Raw genomic sequence first — 19,103 nt, 5'->3', positions numbered from 1 at the left:
GACGTGTCAGAAACAGCAGTGTCAGAAACAGCAGTGTCGGAAGACGCAGTAAAAGCAAGCGGCCCTGCACCCGCTGCAGCAGCATCCGCCCCCGCCGTCCTCGTGCTCGAAGACGGCCGGATTTTCCGCGGTACCAGCTACGGCGCCACCGGAACCGCCCTCGGCGAGGCAGTCTTCGCGACCGGCATGACCGGCTACCAGGAGACCATCACCGACCCCTCCTACGCCCGCCAGCTCGTGGTCCAGACCGCGCCGCACATCGGCAACACCGGCGTCAACACCGACGACGCCGAGTCCCGCCGCATCTGGGTGGCAGGCTACATCGTCCGTGACGCCGCCCGCCGGCCTTCCAACTGGCGCTCCGAGCGATCCCTTGACGACGAACTCGTCGAACAGGGCATTGTCGGGATCCAGGGCGTGGACACCCGCGCCATCACCCGGCACCTGCGCGAACACAAGACCATGCGCGCCGGCATCTTCTCCGGCGACGCCGCCCGCGCCACGGACAAGGAACTGACCGACGCCGTCCTGGCCAGCGCGCCGATGGAAGGCTCCCGCCTCGCCGAGGAAGTCAGCGTCGACGCCGCGTACACCGTGGAGCCCAAGGACTTCGGCTGGGACGGCGAGCCGCGGTTCAGCATCGCCGCGATCGACCTCGGCATCAAGCGCATGACCCCCGTCCGCTTCGCCGAGCGCGGCGTCCGGGTGCACGTGCTGCCCGCCACCGCAACCCTCGCCGATGTGCAGGCCGTCAACCCCGACGGCTTCTTCATGTCCAACGGCCCTGGCGACCCCGCCACCGCTGACAACCAGGTCAAGCTGCTGCGCTCGGTGCTTGATGAGAAAATCCCGTACTTCGGCATCTGCTTCGGCAACCAGATCCTCGGCCGCGCCCTCGGCTTCGGCACCTACAAGCTGCGCTACGGCCACCGCGGCCTCAACCAGCCCGTGATGGACCGCCGCACCGGAAAGGTCGAAATCACCTCGCAGAACCACGGCTTCGCCGTCGACGCCCCGCTCAACGGGGCCACCCGGGCGCCCGAAGAACGCTACGGCCGCGTCGAGGTCAGCCACGTGAGCCTCAACGACGACGTCGTCGAAGGACTCGCCTGTCTCGACATTCCGGCGTTCTCCGTGCAGTACCACCCCGAAGCGGCCGCCGGCCCGCACGACGCCGCGTACCTCTTCGACCGCTTCATCGATCTCATGGCGGAGTCCAAGACCGCCGTGTCCCCGTCGGCTGGCGCCGACACGGCCTCCGATACAAAGACTGCCACCGATTCCAAGACTGAGGACAAGAAGTAATGCCCAAGAGAACTGACCTCAAGAGCGTCATGGTCATCGGGTCCGGCCCGATCGTGATCGGCCAGGCGGCCGAATTCGACTACTCCGGCACCCAGGCGCTGCGCGTCCTCAAGGAGGAAGGCCTGCGGGTCATCCTCGTCAACTCCAACCCGGCCACCATCATGACGGACCCCGAGTTCGCCGACGCCACGTACGTGGAGCCGATCACCCCCGAAGTGGTGGAGAAGATCATCGCCAAGGAGCGCCCCGACGCGCTCCTGCCGACCCTTGGCGGCCAGACAGCCCTCAACACGGCGATCGCGCTGGACAAGAACGGCGTCCTGGAGAAGTACAACGTCGAGCTGATCGGCGCCAACATCGCCGCGATTGAGCTCGGCGAGGACCGCGAAAAGTTCAAGGGCGTCGTGGAGCGCTGCGGCGCCGAGTCGGCCCGCAGCCACATCATCCACACCATGGACGAGGCCATCGCCGCGGCCGAGGACCTCGGCTACCCGATGGTGGTCCGGCCCTCCTTCACCATGGGCGGCCTCGGCTCCGGACTGGCCTACGACGAGGACGACCTCCGCCGGATCGTCGGCCAGGGCCTGCAGTACAGCCCCACGTCCGAGGTGCTGCTCGAAGAGAGCATCCTCGGCTGGAAGGAGTACGAGCTCGAGATGATGCGCGACAAGAACGACAACGTCGTGGTGGTCTGCTCCATCGAGAACTTCGACCCGGTCGGCGTCCACACCGGCGACTCCATCACCGTGGCCCCCGCCCTGACCCTCACGGACCGCGAATACCAGCGGCTGCGCGACATCTCCATCGCCGTCATCCGCGAAGTCGGCGTCGACACCGGCGGGTGCAACATCCAGTTCGCGGTCGAACCCGACACCGGCCGCGTCGTCGTGATCGAAATGAACCCGCGCGTCTCCCGGTCCTCCGCGCTGGCCTCCAAGGCCACCGGCTTCGCGATCGCCAAGATCGCCACCAAGCTCTCGCTCGGCTACACCCTGGACGAGATCCCCAACGACATCACCCAGAAGACCCCGGCGTCCTTCGAGCCGACCCTGGACTACGTCGTCGTGAAGGTCCCGCGCTTCGCCTTCGAGAAATTCCCCGCCGCCGATCCGACCCTGACCACCACCATGAAGTCGGTGGGCGAGGCGATGGCCATGGGCCGGAACTTCACCGAGGCGCTGCAGAAGGCCCTGCGCTCCCTCGAGCAGAAGGGCTCCCAGCTGGACTTCAGCCACGTCCCGGAATGGGAAGTCGCGGAGCTGATCGAGAAGGCCAAGCGGCCCACCACCGAACGCCTGCACCAGGTCCAGCGCGCCCTGCTCGGCGGCGCCACCGTGGAGCAGCTCTTCGAGGCCACCAAGATCGATCCCTGGTACCTGGACCAGCTCCAGCTGCTCAACGAGATCTCCCAGGAGATCCGCAAGTCCAGCGCCCTGACCCACGAGATGCTCCAGCGCGCCAAGCGCCACGGCTTCTCCGACGAGCAGATCGGCGCCCTGACGCACAACTCCGAGGACGTCGTCCGCGGCGTCCGGCAGGCGCTCGGCATCCGCCCCGTCTACAAGACTGTGGACACCTGCGCCGCCGAGTTCGCCGCGTACACCCCCTACCACTACTCGTCCTACGACGAGGAGGACGAGGTGGCGCTGCACGCGAAGCCGTCCGTGATCATTCTCGGGTCCGGGCCGAACCGGATCGGCCAGGGCATCGAGTTCGACTACTCCTGCGTCCACGCCTCCATGGCGCTGCGCAAGGCCGGCTACGAGACCGTCATGGTCAACTGCAACCCCGAGACCGTCTCCACCGACTACGACGTCTCCACCCGTCTGTACTTCGAGCCGCTCACGCTCGAGGACGTCCTCGAGGTCATCGCGGCCGAGGAACGCACCGGCGGCGTCATGGGCGTCTTCGTCCAGCTCGGCGGCCAGACCCCGCTCAAGCTCGCCCAGCAGCTCGCCGACGCCGGCGTGCCGATCCTCGGCACCTCCCCGGAGGCGATCGACCTCGCCGAGCACCGCGGCGCCTTCTCCCAGGTGCTCGACAAGGCCGGGCTCATCTCCCCGAAGAACGGCACTGCCGTGTCCTTCGAGGACGCCAAGAAGATTGCGGACGAGATCGGCTACCCGGTCCTGGTGCGCCCGTCCTATGTCCTGGGCGGCCGCGGCATGGAAATCGTCTACGACGAGCCCAACCTCTCCCGCTACATCGCGAACGCCACCGAGATCACCCCGGAGCACCCGGTCCTGATCGACCGCTTCCTGGAGGACGCCGTCGAAATCGACGTCGACGCCCTGTACGACGGCACGGAGATGTACCTCGGCGGCATCATGGAACACATCGAGGAAGCCGGCATCCACTCCGGTGACTCCGCCTGTGTGCTGCCGCCCATCACGCTCGGGAACAACGTCCTGGAACGGGTCCGCACCGCCACCCTCGCCATCGCCGAGGGCGTGGGGGTCCGCGGCCTGATCAACATCCAGTTCGCCCTCGCCTCGGACGTCCTGTACGTCCTGGAAGCCAACCCGCGCGCCTCACGCACCGTGCCGTTCGTCTCCAAGGCCACCGGCGTCCAAATGGCGAAGGCCGCGGCCCTGATCGGCACCGGCGTCACCATCAACCAGCTCCGCACCGCCTACAAGATGCTGCCGGAGACCGGCGACGGCTCCACGCTGCCGCTGGAGGCACCGGTCTCGGTCAAGGAAGCCGTGCTGCCCTTCAGCCGCTTCCGCACCCCCGAGGGCAAGGTGGTGGACTCCCTGCTCGGGCCGGAAATGCGTTCCACCGGCGAGGTCATGGGCATCGACAAGCACTTCGACACCGCCTTCGCCAAGAGCCAGGCCGCGGCGAACAACGCCCTGCCCACGGAAGGCAAGATCTTCGTTTCCGTGGCTAACCGGGACAAGCGCTCGGTGATCATGGGCGTCAAGCGGCTCTCGGACCTCGGCTTCGAGATTGTCTCCACCGGCGGGACCGCGGATGTCCTGCGCCGCAACGGCATCCAGGCCACCCCGGTGCGCAAGGTCGCCGAGGGCTCCAGCGCCGAGGGCGAGGGCACCATCGCGGACCTCATCGTCGCCGGCGAGATCGACATGGTCTTCAACACGCCCTCCGGCGGCGAGGCCCGCAGCGACGGCTACGAACTGCGCGCGGCGGCAACGTCGATCGGCATCCCCTGCATCACGACGGTGGCGGAGTTCAACGCCGCCGTCCAGGCCATCGAGGCGCTGCGGACCTACGAATGGTCCGTCACGAGCCTCCAGGAGCACGCCGCGTACCTCAAGGCCCTGCAGGATGCCTGAGGCACGCACCGCTGAAGCGCCCGGCCGGGAGTCCTTCGGCTCCCGGCTGGGCCGGGCCATGGCGGCCCGCGGCCCGCTGTGCGTCGGCATCGATCCGCACCCGGCCCTCCTGCAGCGCTGGGGCCTGACGGACGACGCCGCCGGGCTGGAACGCTTCTCGCTGACCGTCGTGGAGGCCGTGGCCTCCCTCGCTGCCGCGGTGAAGCCGCAGGTGGCCCTGTACGAGCGGCACGGCTCGGCCGGAATCGCGGTGCTCGAACGCACGCTGGCCGCGGCTGCGGAGGCCTCGGTGCTGACCATCGCGGATGCCAAGCGCGGCGACATCGGTTCCACGATGGCCGCCTACGCCGACGCCTGGCTGCGGGACGGCTCCGCGCTGGCCGCGGATTCGGTCACGTTGAGCCCTTATCTGGGCTTTGAGTCGCTCCGGCCGGCCCTGGACCTGGCGGCCGAGTCCGGGCGCGGCGTGTTCGTCCTCGCGCTGACCTCGAACCCGGAAGGCGCCTCCGTCCAGCACGTCGGCGGGGCCGATTCGGTCGCACGGCGGATTACAGAGGCGGCCGCCGCGGAGAACCGCCGCTATGGCGGATCCCTCGGTTCCGTCGGACTCGTGGTGGGAGCCACGGTGGGGTCGGCCCTCACCGCCCTGGATCTTGATCTGGCGGCGGTCCGCGGTCCCATCCTGGCCCCCGGCCTGGGTGCCCAGGGGGCCACCGCCGCGGACCTGCGGCGCACGTTCGGTGCGGCGTATCCCCAGGTCCTGGCGACCTCCAGCCGCGACATCCTCGGCGCCGGACCGGGGCCGACGGCCCTCCGCGATGCCGCACTACGCACCCTCGATGAGCTCCTCGCGGCCTGATGCCAGCGGCCAGACCGTCCCGGGACCGGCGCAACCGGTTCCGGGACGTGAGGATGACCGTTCGGGGGCGCGGACTCCCGGCCCGGGACTGAGCTTTTCCCTTTCCGGGGCCGCCGCAGATTTTCATTGAATCTGCCTCCGCCAGACGGTAGGTTCAGGGCAAGGGCATGGGTGCCCTGTCCCGCCATGCAGGGAGGACTTCAGTGAGTTTGAGACCCCTCACGCCGCAGGAGCGTTCCGACGCCCTTCGCAAGGCTGCTGCCGCAAGGGCCACGAGGGCCGAGGCCAAGGAGCGCCTCAAGACCGGTGAGCTAACTATCGCCAAGGTCATCAGTTCCGCGGAGACTGACGACGCCATTGCCCGCATGAGGATCGTGGAGCTGCTCGAAGCCCTGCCCGGGATCGGCCGGGTCCGTGCGGCGGCCATCATGGAGCAGCTCGGCATCGCACAATCCCGGCGGGTCCGGGGACTGGGAATCCACCAGCGCCGGGCGCTGGTAGATTTTATTGACGACAAGTAGCTCGCTGCGTCGAGCCGCCCCCACCGCCCAAAGGAATATGTGAGCAAGAATCCGGGACTGACAGTCCTCGCCGGCCCGACGGCTGTTGGCAAAGGCACCGTGTCCACCTACATACGGGATAACTACCCCGGTGTCTGGCTGTCCGTTTCAGCCACGACGCGCCCGCCGCGCCCGGGGGAGAAGGATGGCATCCACTACTTCTTCAAATCGGCCGAGGAATTCGATTCCCTGATCGAAAACGGCGAACTGCTCGAGTGGGCGGTGGTCCATGGCCGGAACCGCTACGGCACGCTCCGTAGCACCGTGGAGGCCGCCATCGCCGAGGGCCGCTCGGTGCTGCTGGAGATCGACCTGCAGGGCGCACGGCAGGTCAAGGAAGCCGTTCCCGACGCCCAGTTCGTGTTCCTGGCGCCCCCAAGCTGGGACGAAATGGTCCGCCGGCTGGTCGGCCGCGGCACGGAAAGCGCCGAAGAACAGCAGCAGAGGCTGGAAACCGCTAAACTAGAACTTGCCGCTGAACCGGAGTTCGATCACACCGTCATCAATGATGACGTTCGTCGGGCAGCGGACGAGCTTGTTTCACTCATGGGGCTGACCCCGAACCCGCGCTAGGCGCCGGGACGTACCGGCCCGTTAGAATTTGGAGAATTCGTGTCCACGAACCTTGAAGGCATCATCAACCCGCCGATCGACGAGCTGCTGAAGGCCGCCGACTCGAAGTACGGACTGGTGATTTTCGGTGCCAAGCGCGCACGCCAGATCAACGCGTACTACGCCCAGCTGCACGAGGGCCTGTTTGAGTACGTCGGCCCGCTGGTAGACACCAAGCTGAACGAGAAGTCCCTCTCGATCGCCCTGCGCGAGATCAACGAAGGCAAGCTCGTTTCCACGCCGATCGAAGCCGCAGAGTAATTCCCTTCGCGGGACGAGGAAAATAAACAGACTGCCTGTTGACGGAGATCACGTGCGCATAGTCCTCGGAGTCGGGGGAGGGATTGCCGCCTACAAGGTGGCGTCGCTCCTCCGGCTTTTTACTGAAGCCGGCCATGACGTCACGGTCATCCCCACCGAGGCGGCCACCCGCTTCGTCGGCGTTGCCACGTGGGAGGCCCTTTCCGGACACCCGGTCAGCAACAGCGTGTTCGACGCCGTCCACACCGTCAACCATGTCCGGCTCGGCCACGAGGCCGAGCTGATCGTCGTGGCCCCGGCCACCGCCGATCTCCTGGCCCGCGCGGCCGCAGGCCAGGCCGACGACCTGCTCACCAACACCCTGCTGATGGCCGGCGACTGTCCCGTGCTCATTGCGCCGGCCATGCACACCGAAATGTGGCAGCACCCGGCCACCCAGGCCAACGTCGAAACCCTGCGCAGCCGCGGCGTCACCGTGCTGGAACCCGCAAGCGGACGGCTGACCGGTGCCGACTCCGGGCCCGGACGGCTGCCCGAGCCGGAGGCGATCTTCACGGCCGCCCTGGCCCTTGCCGGGGCGGCCGCTGCCCCGGCAGTCCCGCCGGCCGCCCCTGTCACGCCCCTGGCCCCGGCCGCGGACCCGGACCCCGCAGACGGCGGGCCGACTGCGGCCCGGCCCCTGGCCGGGCTCACCGTCACCATCAGTGCCGGCGGCACCCGCGAACCGCTGGATCCCGTGCGCTTCCTCGGCAACCGCTCCTCGGGCAAGCAGGGCGTCGCCCTGGCCGCGGCCGCCCGCGACGCCGGCGCCCGCGTCCGGCTGCTCGCCGCCCACATGGAAGTCCCGGCGCCCGGCGACGTCGAACTCATCCAGGTTGAGACCGCCCTGGAACTGCGGGAGGCTGCGCTGCACGCGGCCGCCGACTCCGACGTCGTCATCATGGCCGCCGCCGTCGCGGACTTCCGCCCGGCGGACGTCTCCGGCACGAAGATCAAGAAACGCGACGACGTCGCCGACCCCGTGATCAACCTCGTGCGCAACCCCGACATCCTGCGGGAGCTCGTCGCGGTCCGGGATGCGGCGTCCCGGAACCAGCTGATCGTCGGCTTCGCCGCCGAAACAGGCGACGCCGGCGGCGACGTCCTGGACTACGCCCGGGACAAGCTGCGCCGGAAGGCCTGTGACCTGCTGGTGGTCAACCAGGTGGGCCGGGACTTGGTCTTTGGCGAAGACACGAACTCCGTAGTCATCCTTTCCCGCGCCGGCTCCGAACCCCAAGAGGCGTCGGGTTCCAAATCCGACGTTGCGGCTGCCGTGATCGACCGGATCAGCGCCGAACTGAGCCGGGTTGTACCGCCGGCCTAAGGCCGGCGTAAGCAACGTCTCCTTAGCATGGGGACACACGCCGCCGGACGTCCGTTTTCCAACCAGTAAGGTAGTTGAGTGACTTTACCGCTGCACATCCCTGACTTCCACGGGTCTACGCCCGCCGCGCTCCGGCTCTTCACGTCCGAGTCGGTGACTGAAGGCCACCCCGACAAGATCTGTGACCAGATCAGCGATGCGATCCTCGACGCCCTGCTCGACAAGGACCCGGAGTCCCGGGTTGCCGTGGAGACGCTCGCCACCACCGGCCTGGTCCACGTGGCCGGCGAGGTCACCACCGACGCGTACGTCGAGATCCCGCAGATTGTCCGGGAAACCATCCTGGGCATCGGCTACGATTCGTCGGCCAACGGCTTTGACGGCGCCCGGTGCGGTGTCTCGGTCTCCATCGGCCAGCAGTCCAATGACATTGCAGGCGGCGTGTTCAACTCGCTCGAAGCCCGCGAAGGACGCCAGGAGGACGACTACGACCTTCAGGGCGCCGGCGACCAGGGACTCATGTTCGGCTACGCCAGCGATGAGACCCCCTCCTACATGCCCGTGCCGATCTGGCTCGCGCACCGGCTTTCCGAGCGCCTGACCGAGGTCCGCAAGAACGGCGAACTCGCCTACCTGCGTCCGGACGGCAAGACCCAGGTCACGGTGGGCTACGACGGCGACCGGCCGGTCTCGGTCGAGACGGTAGTCATCTCCAGCCAGCACGCCGAGGGTGCCAGCCTCGATCAGCTCCGGGCCGACCTCGCCGCGCACGTGGTGGATCCGGTCATGGCGCTGTCCAACCTGGACATCTCGCGGACCCGCAACATCCTGAACCCGGCGGGCGCCTTCGTGATCGGCGGCCCGGTGGGCGACGCAGGCCTCACCGGCCGCAAGATCATCGTCGACACGTACGGCGGCATGGCCCGCCACGGCGGCGGCGCGTTCTCCGGCAAGGATCCGTCGAAGGTGGACCGCTCGGCCGCTTACGCCATGCGCTGGGTCGCCAAGAATGTGGTGGCGGCCGGCCTCGCCAAGCGTGCGGAAATCCAGATCGCCTACGCAATCGGCCAGGCCCGCCCGGTAGGAACCTACGTGGAGACGTTCGGAACCGAAACCGTGGACCCGGCACGGATCAGCGCGGCGATCGCCGAGATCTTCGACCTCCGCCCGCGGGCCATCATCGACGCCCTGGACCTGAAGCGGCCAATCTACGCGAAGACCGCCGCGCACGGGCACTTCGGCCGCGAGGACCCGGACTTCACCTGGGAGCGCCTGGACCGGGTGGATGAGCTGAAGGCGTTCTTCAACGCCTAGGCCCGCTGCGCCGGCGTCCGACGCCGGACATGTCAGTGCTGATCTACCTGGTGCCGATTTACGTGGTGCCGGCTCACGTAGTACCGATTTACGTGGTGCCAGTCCACGTGGTGCCGATTTACGTGGTGCCAGTCCACGTGGTGCCGATTTACGTGGTGCCAGTCCACGTGGTGCCGTAATTGTCAGTGCCGTGTGATCTGCTGTAGCCAGGCCGCCTTCCGGTGGCCTGGCTACTTGCCATTTAGCTGCTGTTCTTGCCCCCGGGCGGGGTGTCCCGGGGCGCGGGGTGTCCGCCGCGACTGGTCCGGCGGGGCGGAGTCCGGCACGAGAGGTCTAGTGTGAGCCGTTGTCCAAGCGATCCGGAGGGGAGGTGCCAGCCGTGAGCCCCACTCCTGACGGCGGCGCGCACGGCAAACCCCAGCAGCTTTCCCTGCTCCAGGGCTTTCCCGCCTCCGCCGCGCAAGCGTCCGGGCCGGCCCTTGCCGCGGACCTGCCGGTAGCCAGGGTGCTCATCGAATCCTCGCTGCCGCACCTGGACCGGCCGTTTGACTACAGCGTGCCGGCCACCCTCGACGCCGAAGCCCAGCCGGGCGTCCGGGTCAAGGTGAAGTTCAACGGACAGGAACTGGCGGGATATCTTCTGGAACGCACGGCCGTGTCCGACGCCGGCCACCCCCTCGTGCCGCTGCACAAAGTGGTTTCACCCGTCCCGGTCCTGACCACCGCCGTGGCAGAACTCGCCGGCCGGATCGCCGCGCGCTACGCCGGGACCGTCAGCGATGTCCTGCGCGTCGCCGTGCCGCCGCGCATGGCAAAACTCGAAAAGGAATTCGCCCCGGACGGCCGGCTCGATCCTGAACTGTTCGGTACTGAAGCAGTCGGTCATGCGACCGCCGTGTCGATTCGGCCGGCCGCCGCAGGCAGCGGCTGGGCCTCGTACCGCAACGGTCCGGCATTCCTGGCCCACCTCGGTGCGGGGGAGTCTCCCCGGGCCGTGCTGACCGCGCTGCAGGGGTACGGGGCCGGCGGCTGGCCGCGGCTCGTCGCGGAGGCTGTGGCCGCGGTACGGCTGTCCGGCCGCGGCGCCGTCGTAGTGGTTCCCGACTACCGCGACCTCGACAGGGTGGAGGCCGCGCTCCTGGAAGTCCTTCCCGCCGGCGACGTCGCCCGGCTCACCGCCGACGACGGCCAGACCCCGCGCTACCGCAGTTTCCTGCGCGTGCTCAGCGGCGCCGCCGGGGTCGCTGTGGGCACGCGGTCCGCCGCCTACGCGCCCGTGCACAACCTCGGGCTCGTGGTCTGCTGGGACGACGGCGATGACCTCCACATCGAACAACGGTCCCCGTATGCGCACTCCCGGGAAGTCCTCCTGCTCCGTGCAGGCCAGGAGGGGGCTGCGTGCCTCCTCGCGGCCCACTCGCGCAGCACAGAGTCCGAGCGGCTGGTGGCCTCCGGCTGGGCGCGGGCCGTGGAAGCGGAGCGGTCCGTCATCCGGCGGACGGTCCCGCGCGTGCTGAACACGGCCGACAGCTATGAACTCGAACACGACCCGCTGGCCCGCATCGCCCGACTCCCGGGCGCGGCATGGCGGGCTGCCAAGGACGGCCTGGAACGCGGACCGGTCCTGGTCCAGGTGGCCAGGGCCGGCTATGCACCTTCTCTGGTGTGCGAAGCCTGCCGGGAACCGGCCCGCTGTACCGCCTGCAGCGGGCCCCTGGCAATCGCCGGTCCCAGCGGCAGCACCGCTGTGCCGCAATGCCGCTGGTGCTCGGCCCCGGCACCCGCGTGGCGCTGCGGCACGTGCAACGGTGTGCGGCTCAGGCGCGGCGCCACGGGAGCCCTCCGCACGGCCGAGGAGCTGGGCCGGGCGTTTCCGGGTAAACCGGTCATCACTTCCTCCGGGGACCAGGTCAAGGCCACGGTTCCGGATGCGAAGGCCCTCGTGGTGGCGACCGTCGGCGCCGAGCCGGTGGCCGCCGGCGGCTACGCCGCGGCCCTGCTCCTGGACGGCGACTCACTGCTGCGCCGGGAGAACCTCAGGGCGGGGGAGGACGCGGTACGCCGCTGGTTCAACGCCGCGGCCCTCGTGCGGCCGGCACCGGACGGCGGCCTCGTGGTCATTACCGCCGACGACGCTGCCGGGGTGGGCGCCCTGCTGCGCTGGGATCCTGCCGGGTACGCCGGCCGGGAACTGGCGCTGCGGCAGGAGCTGCAGCTGCCGCCCGCCGTGCGCGTCGCTTCCATCACCGGCGGCAGGACCGCCGTCGGGCATTTCACCGAGGCCGTACAGCAGCGCCTGGCAACGCGGGGAACCGTCCTCCGGACGGCCGGGCCGGCGCCGGTCGTGCTGCCGGCAGCCGCGGGTGCCGGACGCACAGCGCCACGGGATGCTGCGCTGAAGGACTCTGCGCCGCGGGATGCCGGCGAGGAGATGCGGACCCTGCTGTTCATCCCCTATGCCCAGGCCGCGGACGTCACCGCAGTCCTTCGGGCCGTCAAGGCCGCAGCTGCGGCCAAGCGCAGCGACGACCCGGTGCAGCTGCGCCTTGACGGAGTGGACGTCCTCTAGCCGCTGTGCCGCCCTGCCAGGCCGCCGCCTGGTTTCCCCGCCTTTGCCGGCGTCCGACGGCGTGGCCGCCCGCGACGCCGGGGCGTCCCGACGTCGCGGTGGCAAAGTTGGGGAAACTCCGCGCGCTGACCAGGGACCGGTACCGCCCGCGCTAGCCTTTTCCCCGGCTGCGGAGCGCGACGGCCTCTTCGGCGGCGGCCACGAGCCGCCGCGCGGACTCGTCCCAGCTGAAGTCGGCGGCCCGCTCCACTGACCGGCGTGAACGGGCCTTCCACAGGTCAGGGTCCTCGAGCCTGCGCACTGCCTCGGCAAACTCCGACGGCGAGTCAGGATGCACGTAGCTGACGGCATCATCGCCGACCTCACGGAAGATCGGGATGTCGCTGGCGATCACAGGCGTGCCGTGGGACATCGCCTCGACGAGGGGCAGTCCGTAGCCCTCGGCACGGGACAGGCTGATCAGGGCGGTAGTGCGCGCCAGGAGGGTCTCATACTCGGCGTCGGTCACGCCGTTGTGGAAGACAATGTTTGCGCCCTGCGGAGCCAGGACCTCGAGTTCGGCCCGCCGCTCCGGGGTGATGCGGCTCAACAGGTGGAGAGTCATCTCCGGCAGTTCCGCCATGCCGCGGATCATGGTTTCGACGTTCTTGTAGGGCATGAAGGAACCCATGTAGAGCAGCGTCTTGTCGGCACCCGCCCCGGGGTCCCGCGGTGTGTGGCCGTGCTGGGGGGCGTTACCGACGATCCTGACGGGACGCTGAGTGAGCCGGTACTTCGAGATCAGGGCGGCGGTGGTTGAACTGATGGTCGCCACGACGTCGGCCCGGTTCAGCAGGAGCCGTTGGGGCCAGAAGGCCTTGTGGTACAGGCGCCACAGGACCCGGACGGGGGCCGGCAGGAACCCGGGCGGGGTGGGGTGCTCGTAGTAGATGAGGTCGTGCAGGGTCAGCACGAGGGCGTACTTGCGGCCCCAACTGCCCATGGTCTGCATGGGGCACACCACCACGTCCGCACCCAGTTTGTTGACCCTGGCGGCCACGAAGAGCTCGGCCGGGGACAGCGGGCTGTTGATGATGGTGTACGGAACGTCCGGCAGGAGCGCGAGCTGGCGGGGGTCGCTGATCAGCATCGAGACGTCGGCGATTTTGGCGGCGGCCGCAATCAGGCTGGCGCCGTACCGGCTGATGCCGTCATGGTGGTCCAGCCGGGTGAAGCGGGCATCAATGAGAATCTTCATGCGGCGTGGTCCTTGAGGAAGCGTCGGATGTAGCGGGCAGCGGGTTCGGGGGTTTCGTAGTGGATCAGGTGCCCGACGCCGGGGATGACTTCCAGCGTCGCGTCCGGAAGCAGGGCCGCGAGTTTGTGCTGGTCCGCCAGCATGGCAATCTCGTCCTTCTCTCCGGCGATCAGGAGCACCGGGAGGGTCAGTTCGCGGGCCACCTCCGAGACATTGCTGCCGACCGAGGCCTTGAAAGCCTGAAGCAGGCTGTCGCGGTCCGCGAAGGCCGAGAAGTAGGAACTGTGCTGGGCGTGCACGAACCGGCGGAGATCCCTGTCCCCGGTCTTGGCCATAGCCACACTCATCACCCGCACGATCGCCTGGCTGCGCAGGAGGGCCAGCCCGAGGCGCCGGGGAAGGCGCGCCGCGGCCTCATAGTAGAGCACCGCAAGCTTGGTCATGAGGCCTTTGGGACCCTCGAGGGCGGGCGCCGCGATGGGATTGACCAGGATAAGTTCGGCCACGGCATCCCGGTTGGCCGCCACGAAGTGGCTGGCGATGATCGAACCGAACGAATGTCCCAGCAGGACGGTGTCCGGGCCCAGGCCCAGCGTGGCCATGAAGCCGCTCAGGAACCGGCCATAGCCGGCAACACTGTGTTCGGTATCCTCGAAGGCTGCCGAGCCGCCGAAGCCCGGCAGATCCGGCATGATCAGGCGCATGTCCGTCAGCTGGTCGGCCACCCGCAGCAGGCCGTGGTGGTCGCCGCGGAATCCGTGCACCACCAGGATGGTGCGGGTCTCCGGTGTGACCCGGACGGGCTCGTAGACCCAGTAGGCAATCGAGGTGCCGTCAACCTCTGCGGACGCGGCCCGGGTGCGGGCGGCGAGTGCGCTGCTGAACAGGGGCGTGCGTGAGGACCCGGTGTCCACTTGTTCCATGGGTTCGAATCCTATTTGACGTTGTCTGGGTGGGAGCCGGTCCGGAACCCTCGTTCGAGGGCCGCGATCTCCGTCATGTCCAGCGGCGAGAGTTCAAAGTCGAAGACATCGCGGTTTTCGTGGATCCGCGCGAACGAGCTGGCCTTCGGGATGGCAATGTTGCCCAGCTGCAGGTGCCAGCGGAGGATGACCTGCGCCGGCGTGCGGTCGTGTTCGGCGGCGAGGGCCAGGATCACCGGATCCTTCAGGACCTGGCCGCGGCCCAACGGGCTCCACGCCTCGGTGCGGATGCCCAGCAGATTGTGCTTTTCGCGCAGTTCGTCCTGCTGCAGCCAGGGATGGAGCTCAATCTGGTTGACGGCCGGCACAACCTCGGCCGTCTCCAGGAGCCGGTCCAGGTGCTGCGGCTGGAAGTTGCAGACGCCGATTGCCCGGACTTTACCTTCGCGGTACAGGGTCTCCAAGGCCCGGTATGTCTCCTGGAACAGGCCCCGCCGGGCGCACGGCCAATGGATCAGGTAGAGGTCGATGTACTCCAGGCCGAGGTTGGAGATTGAGGTGTCGAACGCCCGCATCGTGGCGTCGTAGCCGTGGTCGTCATTCCAAACCTTCGTGGTGATGAAGAGGTCCTCGCGGGACACGTACGGTGCGGTTTCCCCCGGGCCGCCGCCGGTGCCCTCAAATCCGGACAGGGCACCGATGCCCTTGCCGACGCCGGTCTCATTGCCGTACATGGCGGCAGTATCGAAGTGGCGGTAGCCGGCCTCGATGGCCATGGTCACCAGATTGGCGGCATCGGCCGGAGGGACCTTATAGAGCCCGAACCCCAGCCGGTCGATCAGTACGCCGTTGTTCAGGGTCAGCCGGGGAGAGATTCTCATGACACTGACTTTACCCACTGGCGCCCCCGAGTGGCGGACCGCGGCTGCAGCCGGCGGCCTCCGGCCACCGGCCGCCGTCCGCCGCGTCCGGTCAGGCCAGTCCGTCAAACCGGACCAGCCTGCGTGCGCTGGCTTCGTCGAGGATCAGGTCCGTGGCAAGTCCTGCCGCCAGCGCCCCCCTCAGCCCGTTGATCTTGGAGGCGCCGGACACGACACAGATGCGCCGCCGAACCTGGCGGAGCTGGGCGAGGTCCGGGCCGGTGGAGCGCTCGTTGAGCGTGATGCCGTCCGAGGACCCGTCCGCCCGGAAGAATACGGTCGCGACGTCACCCACCACATCGGAGTTCGCGAGCACGTTCAGGTCGTCCTCATCGAGGTACCCGCCGGCATAGACGTGACTGGGGTAGTCGGCGTCGACCGATCCGACACCGAAGATCGCGATGCTCATCCGCGACTGCAGATCCAGGATGCGTTGAACACTGCGCTCATTCCACATGGCGGTTTTGGTCGCGGCATGGTCGAAGAAGGCCGGCACGGGGAACTGTTCCACCCGTGCCCCGTAGGCGCTGCCGAACCGTCGCATGATGTCCGAGGCATAGGTGATGCCGGTGGTCTGCATGTTGCCGGCACCGTTGAGCTGGACGATCACGCTGTCATGGGTGATCTTTCGGGTCAGGTGTCGGCTCACGGCGCTCAGGGTCGAGCCCCAGGCGACGCCGATGATGGCGTTGGAGTCCACCAGCGGCCCGATCGTTCGGGCGGCCTGCATGGCCACGCGGTCCAGTGTTTCCGCCTCATTGAGGGTGTCCACCACCGGAACGACGTGCACATCCACCTTGTATTCGGTGCGGATCATGCTCTCAAGTTCGGGCCCGGTGTCCAGCGGGCTGCGGATCTGGATCTGCACCAGACCCGAATCACGTGCCGCCGAAAGCAGCCGCGACACTGTGGAGCGGGACGTCCGGAGCTCCCGCGCGATCGCGTCCATGGTCAGGTCCTGGAGGTAATACAGCTGGGCCGCGCGGAGGGCGTCGGACTGGCGTGGAGGCGTCATGAAATTTCCCATCTGCACGTTTGTGCATAGTGCTTGACTCCATTTTCCATTACTCCAAAGAATAGTGTTGAACGGCGCCGCGCCATGGGCGTGCCGCACAGAACCAAACCCAAGGGAGCAGTTTTGGGACAGAAGGACTCAGCCCGCACACCGGCCAACGATCGAGCCTCGGTGCAGAAGCTGCGGACGCGGCGGCACGCGCAGGTCTTGATCATCGGAGGCGGAATTAACGGGGTGGGCACCTTCCGCGACCTTGCCCTGCAGGGCGTCGACGTGGCGCTCGTGGAGCGCGGCGACTACTGCCAGGGCGCCAGCGGCGCGTCGTCCCACATGATCCACGGCGGGATCCGGTACCTCGAAAACGGCGAGTTCCGCCTCGTCCAGGAGTCTGTGGTCGAACGCAACCGGCTCCTGCGGATTGCACCGCACTACGTCAAGCCGCTCCAGACCACGATCCCGATCTTCAGCACCTTCTCCGGAGTCCTGGCGGCCCCCATGCGCTTCCTGACCCACAAGCAGGGGAAGCACACCGAGCGCGGGGCCTTCCTGATCAAGCTGGGCCTGAGTATGTACGACTTCTTCTCCCGCGACGGCGGCTCCGTGCCGCGCCACCAGTTCCGCGGACGCAAGCGGGCGCTGGCCGAGCTGCCACGCCTGCACCCGGGGATCAAGTACGCAGCCACCTACTTCGACGCCTCGGTCCACAACCCTGAGCGCCTCACGCTCGATGTGCTCCAGGACGGCGAGAAGGCCGGCGGCGCGGACAGCCACCTGGCCCGGGCCAGCAACTACGTTTCGCTCGTCTCTGTGGGCGCCGCGGACGGCGCCGGCATGTCCGGCACCGCTGCCGGAAGCCCGGCGGGCACCACCGTCCAGCTGCGCGACGAGCTGACCGGCGAGGTATTCGACTTCACCGCTGACGTCATCGTGAACACCACCGGTGCCTGGGTCGACCTGACCAACCAGGCCATGGGGGCGGCGTCGTCCTTCATGGGCGGAACCAAGGGTTCGCACATTGTGATGGACCACCCGGAACTGCTCGCGGCGTGCAACGGCCGGGAAATATTCTTCGAGCACACCGACGGCCGGATCGTGCTGATCTACCCGATGGGTGACCGCGTCCTGGTCGGCACCACCGACGTCGATGCCGACATGGCCGAGGACGCCGTCTGCACCGAGGCGGAAATCGACTACTTCTTCGACCTCATCGGCCACGTATTCCCGGACATTCCGGTGGACCGGGGACAGATCGTCTACACATTCTCCGGAGTGCGCCCGCTTCCGAAGCACGACGCGACGCAGCCCGGCTTCGTCAGCCGGGACTACCGGATCGAACGCCGTGCGGCGGCCGGCGGGGCCGTGTTGAGCCTCGTCGGCGGCAAATGGACCACGTTCCGGGCCCTCGCCGAGCACCTGAGCAACGATGTCCTGGCTGAACTCGGCCTGGAGCGGAAGGTCTCGACGGCGAAGCTCGCCATCGGCGGCGGCGCCCGCTTCCCTGACAGCGAGGACGGCGTTCAGCGCTGGATCAAGGCGCATATGTCGGCCGGCCGCGACGCAGCCAGGGTCACCGGGCTGCTGACCCGCTACGGGACGCGCGCCGAAGAAGTCATCCGCTTCCTGGACGGCGCCCCGGCCGGAGCGCCGGACAGGCTGCTGCACTCCACGCGCGAGCTCAGCACCCGTGAACTGGAGTTCATGGCGGCGCACGAGCAGATCGGGCACCTCGTGGACGTCCTCATCCGCCGCACGTCCCTGGCCTTCCGGGGCCTGGTGACCGGGGAACTGCTGAACGAAGTCGCCGACCTCCTTTCGGGCCCGCTCGGCTGGGACGCGGCTCGCCGGGCCAAGGAAATCAGCCACGCGCAGGAGGTGCTTCAGCGGTTCCACGGCGTCCGGGTCCACAGCCTGGTCGCCTGATTCGACTTGCGTGCCCGGGCAGGGAAGCCCGGGTGCAAGCACTGCGCGGTCCGCCCCGGCGGCCGGCGCAGTGGCCGGCCGGCAGCACCAACATGCTGCCGGCCCCACGGCCCCTCAAACTCGCGAGGGACCGACAACAGAAAATAGAGGAGTCAAAGATGTCTCTTGGAATAGTTTTCCTGTCCGAAGTATTCGGAACCGCAATGCTGACCCTGCTGGGTTGCGGCGTTGTGGCCAACGTTGCGCTCAAAGGCACCAAGGGCAACAACGGCGGGTTCCTGATGGTGACCTGGGGATGGGGCATTGCCGTCTTCTCCGGTGTCTATGTTGCCTCCCAGTCCGGGGCCCACCTGAACCCCGCCGTGACTTTTGGGTTTCTGCTCAACGGCAAGAAGCTGTACGCACCCGGCGTCCCGGTCGATTTCGCCTCGACGCTGACCTACTTCGGCGGTGAACTGCTCGGTGCCTTCCTGGGTGCCGTGGTGATGTGGCTGGCCTACAAGCAGCACTTCGATGCCGAGCCCGAGCCCGCCAGCCAGCTGGCTGTCTTCTCCACCGGCCCCGCGATCCGCTCCAACGTGTGGAACCTGGTCACAGAAATCATCGGCACCTTTGTCCTCGTGTTCGTCATCCTGACCTTCGGCGGGACGCCTTCCGGACTCGGCCCGCTGGCGGTCGCCCTGCTGGTTGTCGGCATCGGCGTTTCCCTCGGTGGTCCCACCGGTTACGCCATCAACCCGGCCCGTGACCTCGGCCCCCGGATCGCGCACGCGCTGCTTCCGATCAAGGGCAAGGGGTCCTCGGACTGGAGCTATTCCTGGATCCCGGTCGTCGGACCGCTGGTCGGTGGCGGCCTTGCCGGCGTCGTCGCGGCAGTCGTACCGATCATCGCCCCTGTACTCCCTCTCTAACCGCCAGATCAACTGCCACGCACAACAGACAA

General features: G+C 68.1%; 15 protein-coding genes. 11 read left to right on the top strand and 4 right to left on the bottom strand.

Translation table 11 applies throughout. The annotated features are described in order from the left end of the window. Positions 1–33 precede the first annotated feature (33 nt). From carA to LDO15_RS12140, 9 genes are all read left to right on the top strand, one after another. The gene (gene carA / locus LDO15_RS12185) at positions 34–1,305 is read left to right on the top strand and encodes a glutamine-hydrolyzing carbamoyl-phosphate synthase small subunit (protein ID WP_223987316.1); all 1,272 of its coding nucleotides are present in this window, start codon (positions 34–36) and stop codon (positions 1,303–1,305) included. Continuing rightward, entirely contained in the window at positions 1,305–4,604 is a 3,300-nt protein-coding gene (carB, locus tag LDO15_RS12180; RefSeq protein WP_223979117.1) for a carbamoyl-phosphate synthase large subunit, read from the top strand. Before carA ends, carB begins: the two co-directional genes overlap by 1 nt. Continuing rightward, positions 4,597–5,463, top strand: a complete 867-nt coding sequence (gene pyrF / locus LDO15_RS12175; protein ID WP_223979116.1) for an orotidine-5'-phosphate decarboxylase — start codon at positions 4,597–4,599, stop codon at positions 5,461–5,463. The genes carB and pyrF overlap by 8 nt, the downstream gene beginning before the upstream one ends. 203 nt (positions 5,464–5,666) lie before the next feature. Then, positions 5,667–5,984: an integration host factor, actinobacterial type gene (mihF, locus tag LDO15_RS12170; protein ID WP_223979115.1), complete on the top strand. Its 318-nt coding sequence runs from the start codon at positions 5,667–5,669 to the stop codon at positions 5,982–5,984. Positions 5,985–6,023: 39 nt separating this feature from the next. After that, the gene (gene gmk, locus LDO15_RS12165) at positions 6,024–6,596 is read left to right on the top strand and encodes a guanylate kinase (RefSeq protein WP_223979114.1); all 573 of its coding nucleotides are present in this window, start codon (positions 6,024–6,026) and stop codon (positions 6,594–6,596) included. Between the two features lie 39 nt (positions 6,597–6,635). Next, entirely contained in the window at positions 6,636–6,896 is a 261-nt protein-coding gene (gene rpoZ / locus LDO15_RS12160) for a DNA-directed RNA polymerase subunit omega (protein WP_090581074.1), read from the top strand. 52 nt (positions 6,897–6,948) lie between these two features. Then, the gene (locus tag LDO15_RS12155) at positions 6,949–8,262 is read left to right on the top strand and encodes a bifunctional phosphopantothenoylcysteine decarboxylase/phosphopantothenate synthase (protein WP_223979113.1); all 1,314 of its coding nucleotides are present in this window, start codon (positions 6,949–6,951) and stop codon (positions 8,260–8,262) included. Positions 8,263–8,340: 78 nt separating this feature from the next. Next, positions 8,341–9,576 (top strand): methionine adenosyltransferase, encoded by a 1,236-nt coding sequence (gene metK / locus LDO15_RS12150; RefSeq protein WP_223979111.1) that lies wholly within the window; start codon positions 8,341–8,343, stop codon positions 9,574–9,576. Positions 9,577–9,955: 379 nt separating this feature from the next. Beyond that, a complete protein-coding gene (locus tag LDO15_RS12140) occupies positions 9,956–12,145 on the top strand; it encodes a primosomal protein N' (RefSeq protein ID WP_223979109.1) in 2,190 nt (729 codons plus the stop codon). Between the two features lie 151 nt (positions 12,146–12,296). On the opposite strand, the gene LDO15_RS12135 is transcribed toward LDO15_RS12140, so the two are convergent. The 4 genes from LDO15_RS12135 to LDO15_RS12120 form a co-directional block, all read right to left on the bottom strand. After that, positions 12,297–13,382: a glycosyltransferase family 1 protein gene (locus LDO15_RS12135; protein WP_223979108.1), complete on the bottom strand. Its 1,086-nt coding sequence runs from the start codon at positions 13,380–13,382 to the stop codon at positions 12,297–12,299. Then, a complete protein-coding gene (locus LDO15_RS12130) occupies positions 13,379–14,305 on the bottom strand; it encodes an alpha/beta hydrolase (RefSeq protein ID WP_223979106.1) in 927 nt (308 codons plus the stop codon). The genes LDO15_RS12135 and LDO15_RS12130 overlap by 4 nt, the downstream gene beginning before the upstream one ends. A gap of 11 nt (positions 14,306–14,316) precedes the next feature. Then, positions 14,317–15,186, bottom strand: coding sequence for an aldo/keto reductase (locus LDO15_RS12125; RefSeq protein WP_223979104.1), 870 nt, complete (start codon positions 15,184–15,186; stop codon positions 14,317–14,319). Between the two features lie 91 nt (positions 15,187–15,277). After that, a complete protein-coding gene (locus LDO15_RS12120) occupies positions 15,278–16,240 on the bottom strand; it encodes a sugar-binding domain-containing protein (RefSeq protein ID WP_223979102.1) in 963 nt (320 codons plus the stop codon). A gap of 84 nt (positions 16,241–16,324) precedes the next feature. Here LDO15_RS12120 and LDO15_RS12115 point away from each other — a divergent pair, with 84 nt between their 5' ends. Beyond that, entirely contained in the window at positions 16,325–18,160 is a 1,836-nt protein-coding gene (locus tag LDO15_RS12115; RefSeq protein ID WP_223979100.1) for a glycerol-3-phosphate dehydrogenase/oxidase, read from the top strand. Positions 18,161–18,318: 158 nt separating this feature from the next. After that, the gene (locus LDO15_RS12110) at positions 18,319–19,071 is read left to right on the top strand and encodes an MIP/aquaporin family protein (protein WP_223979099.1); all 753 of its coding nucleotides are present in this window, start codon (positions 18,319–18,321) and stop codon (positions 19,069–19,071) included. Positions 19,072–19,103: the final 32 nt, after the last annotated feature.

Source organism: Arthrobacter sp. NicSoilB8 (genome assembly GCF_019977355.1).
Taxonomy (GTDB): Bacteria; Actinomycetota; Actinomycetes; order Actinomycetales; family Micrococcaceae; genus Arthrobacter.
Note: the sequence above shows the minus strand (reverse complement) of the source record. Positions and strands in the feature narration are given on the sequence as shown.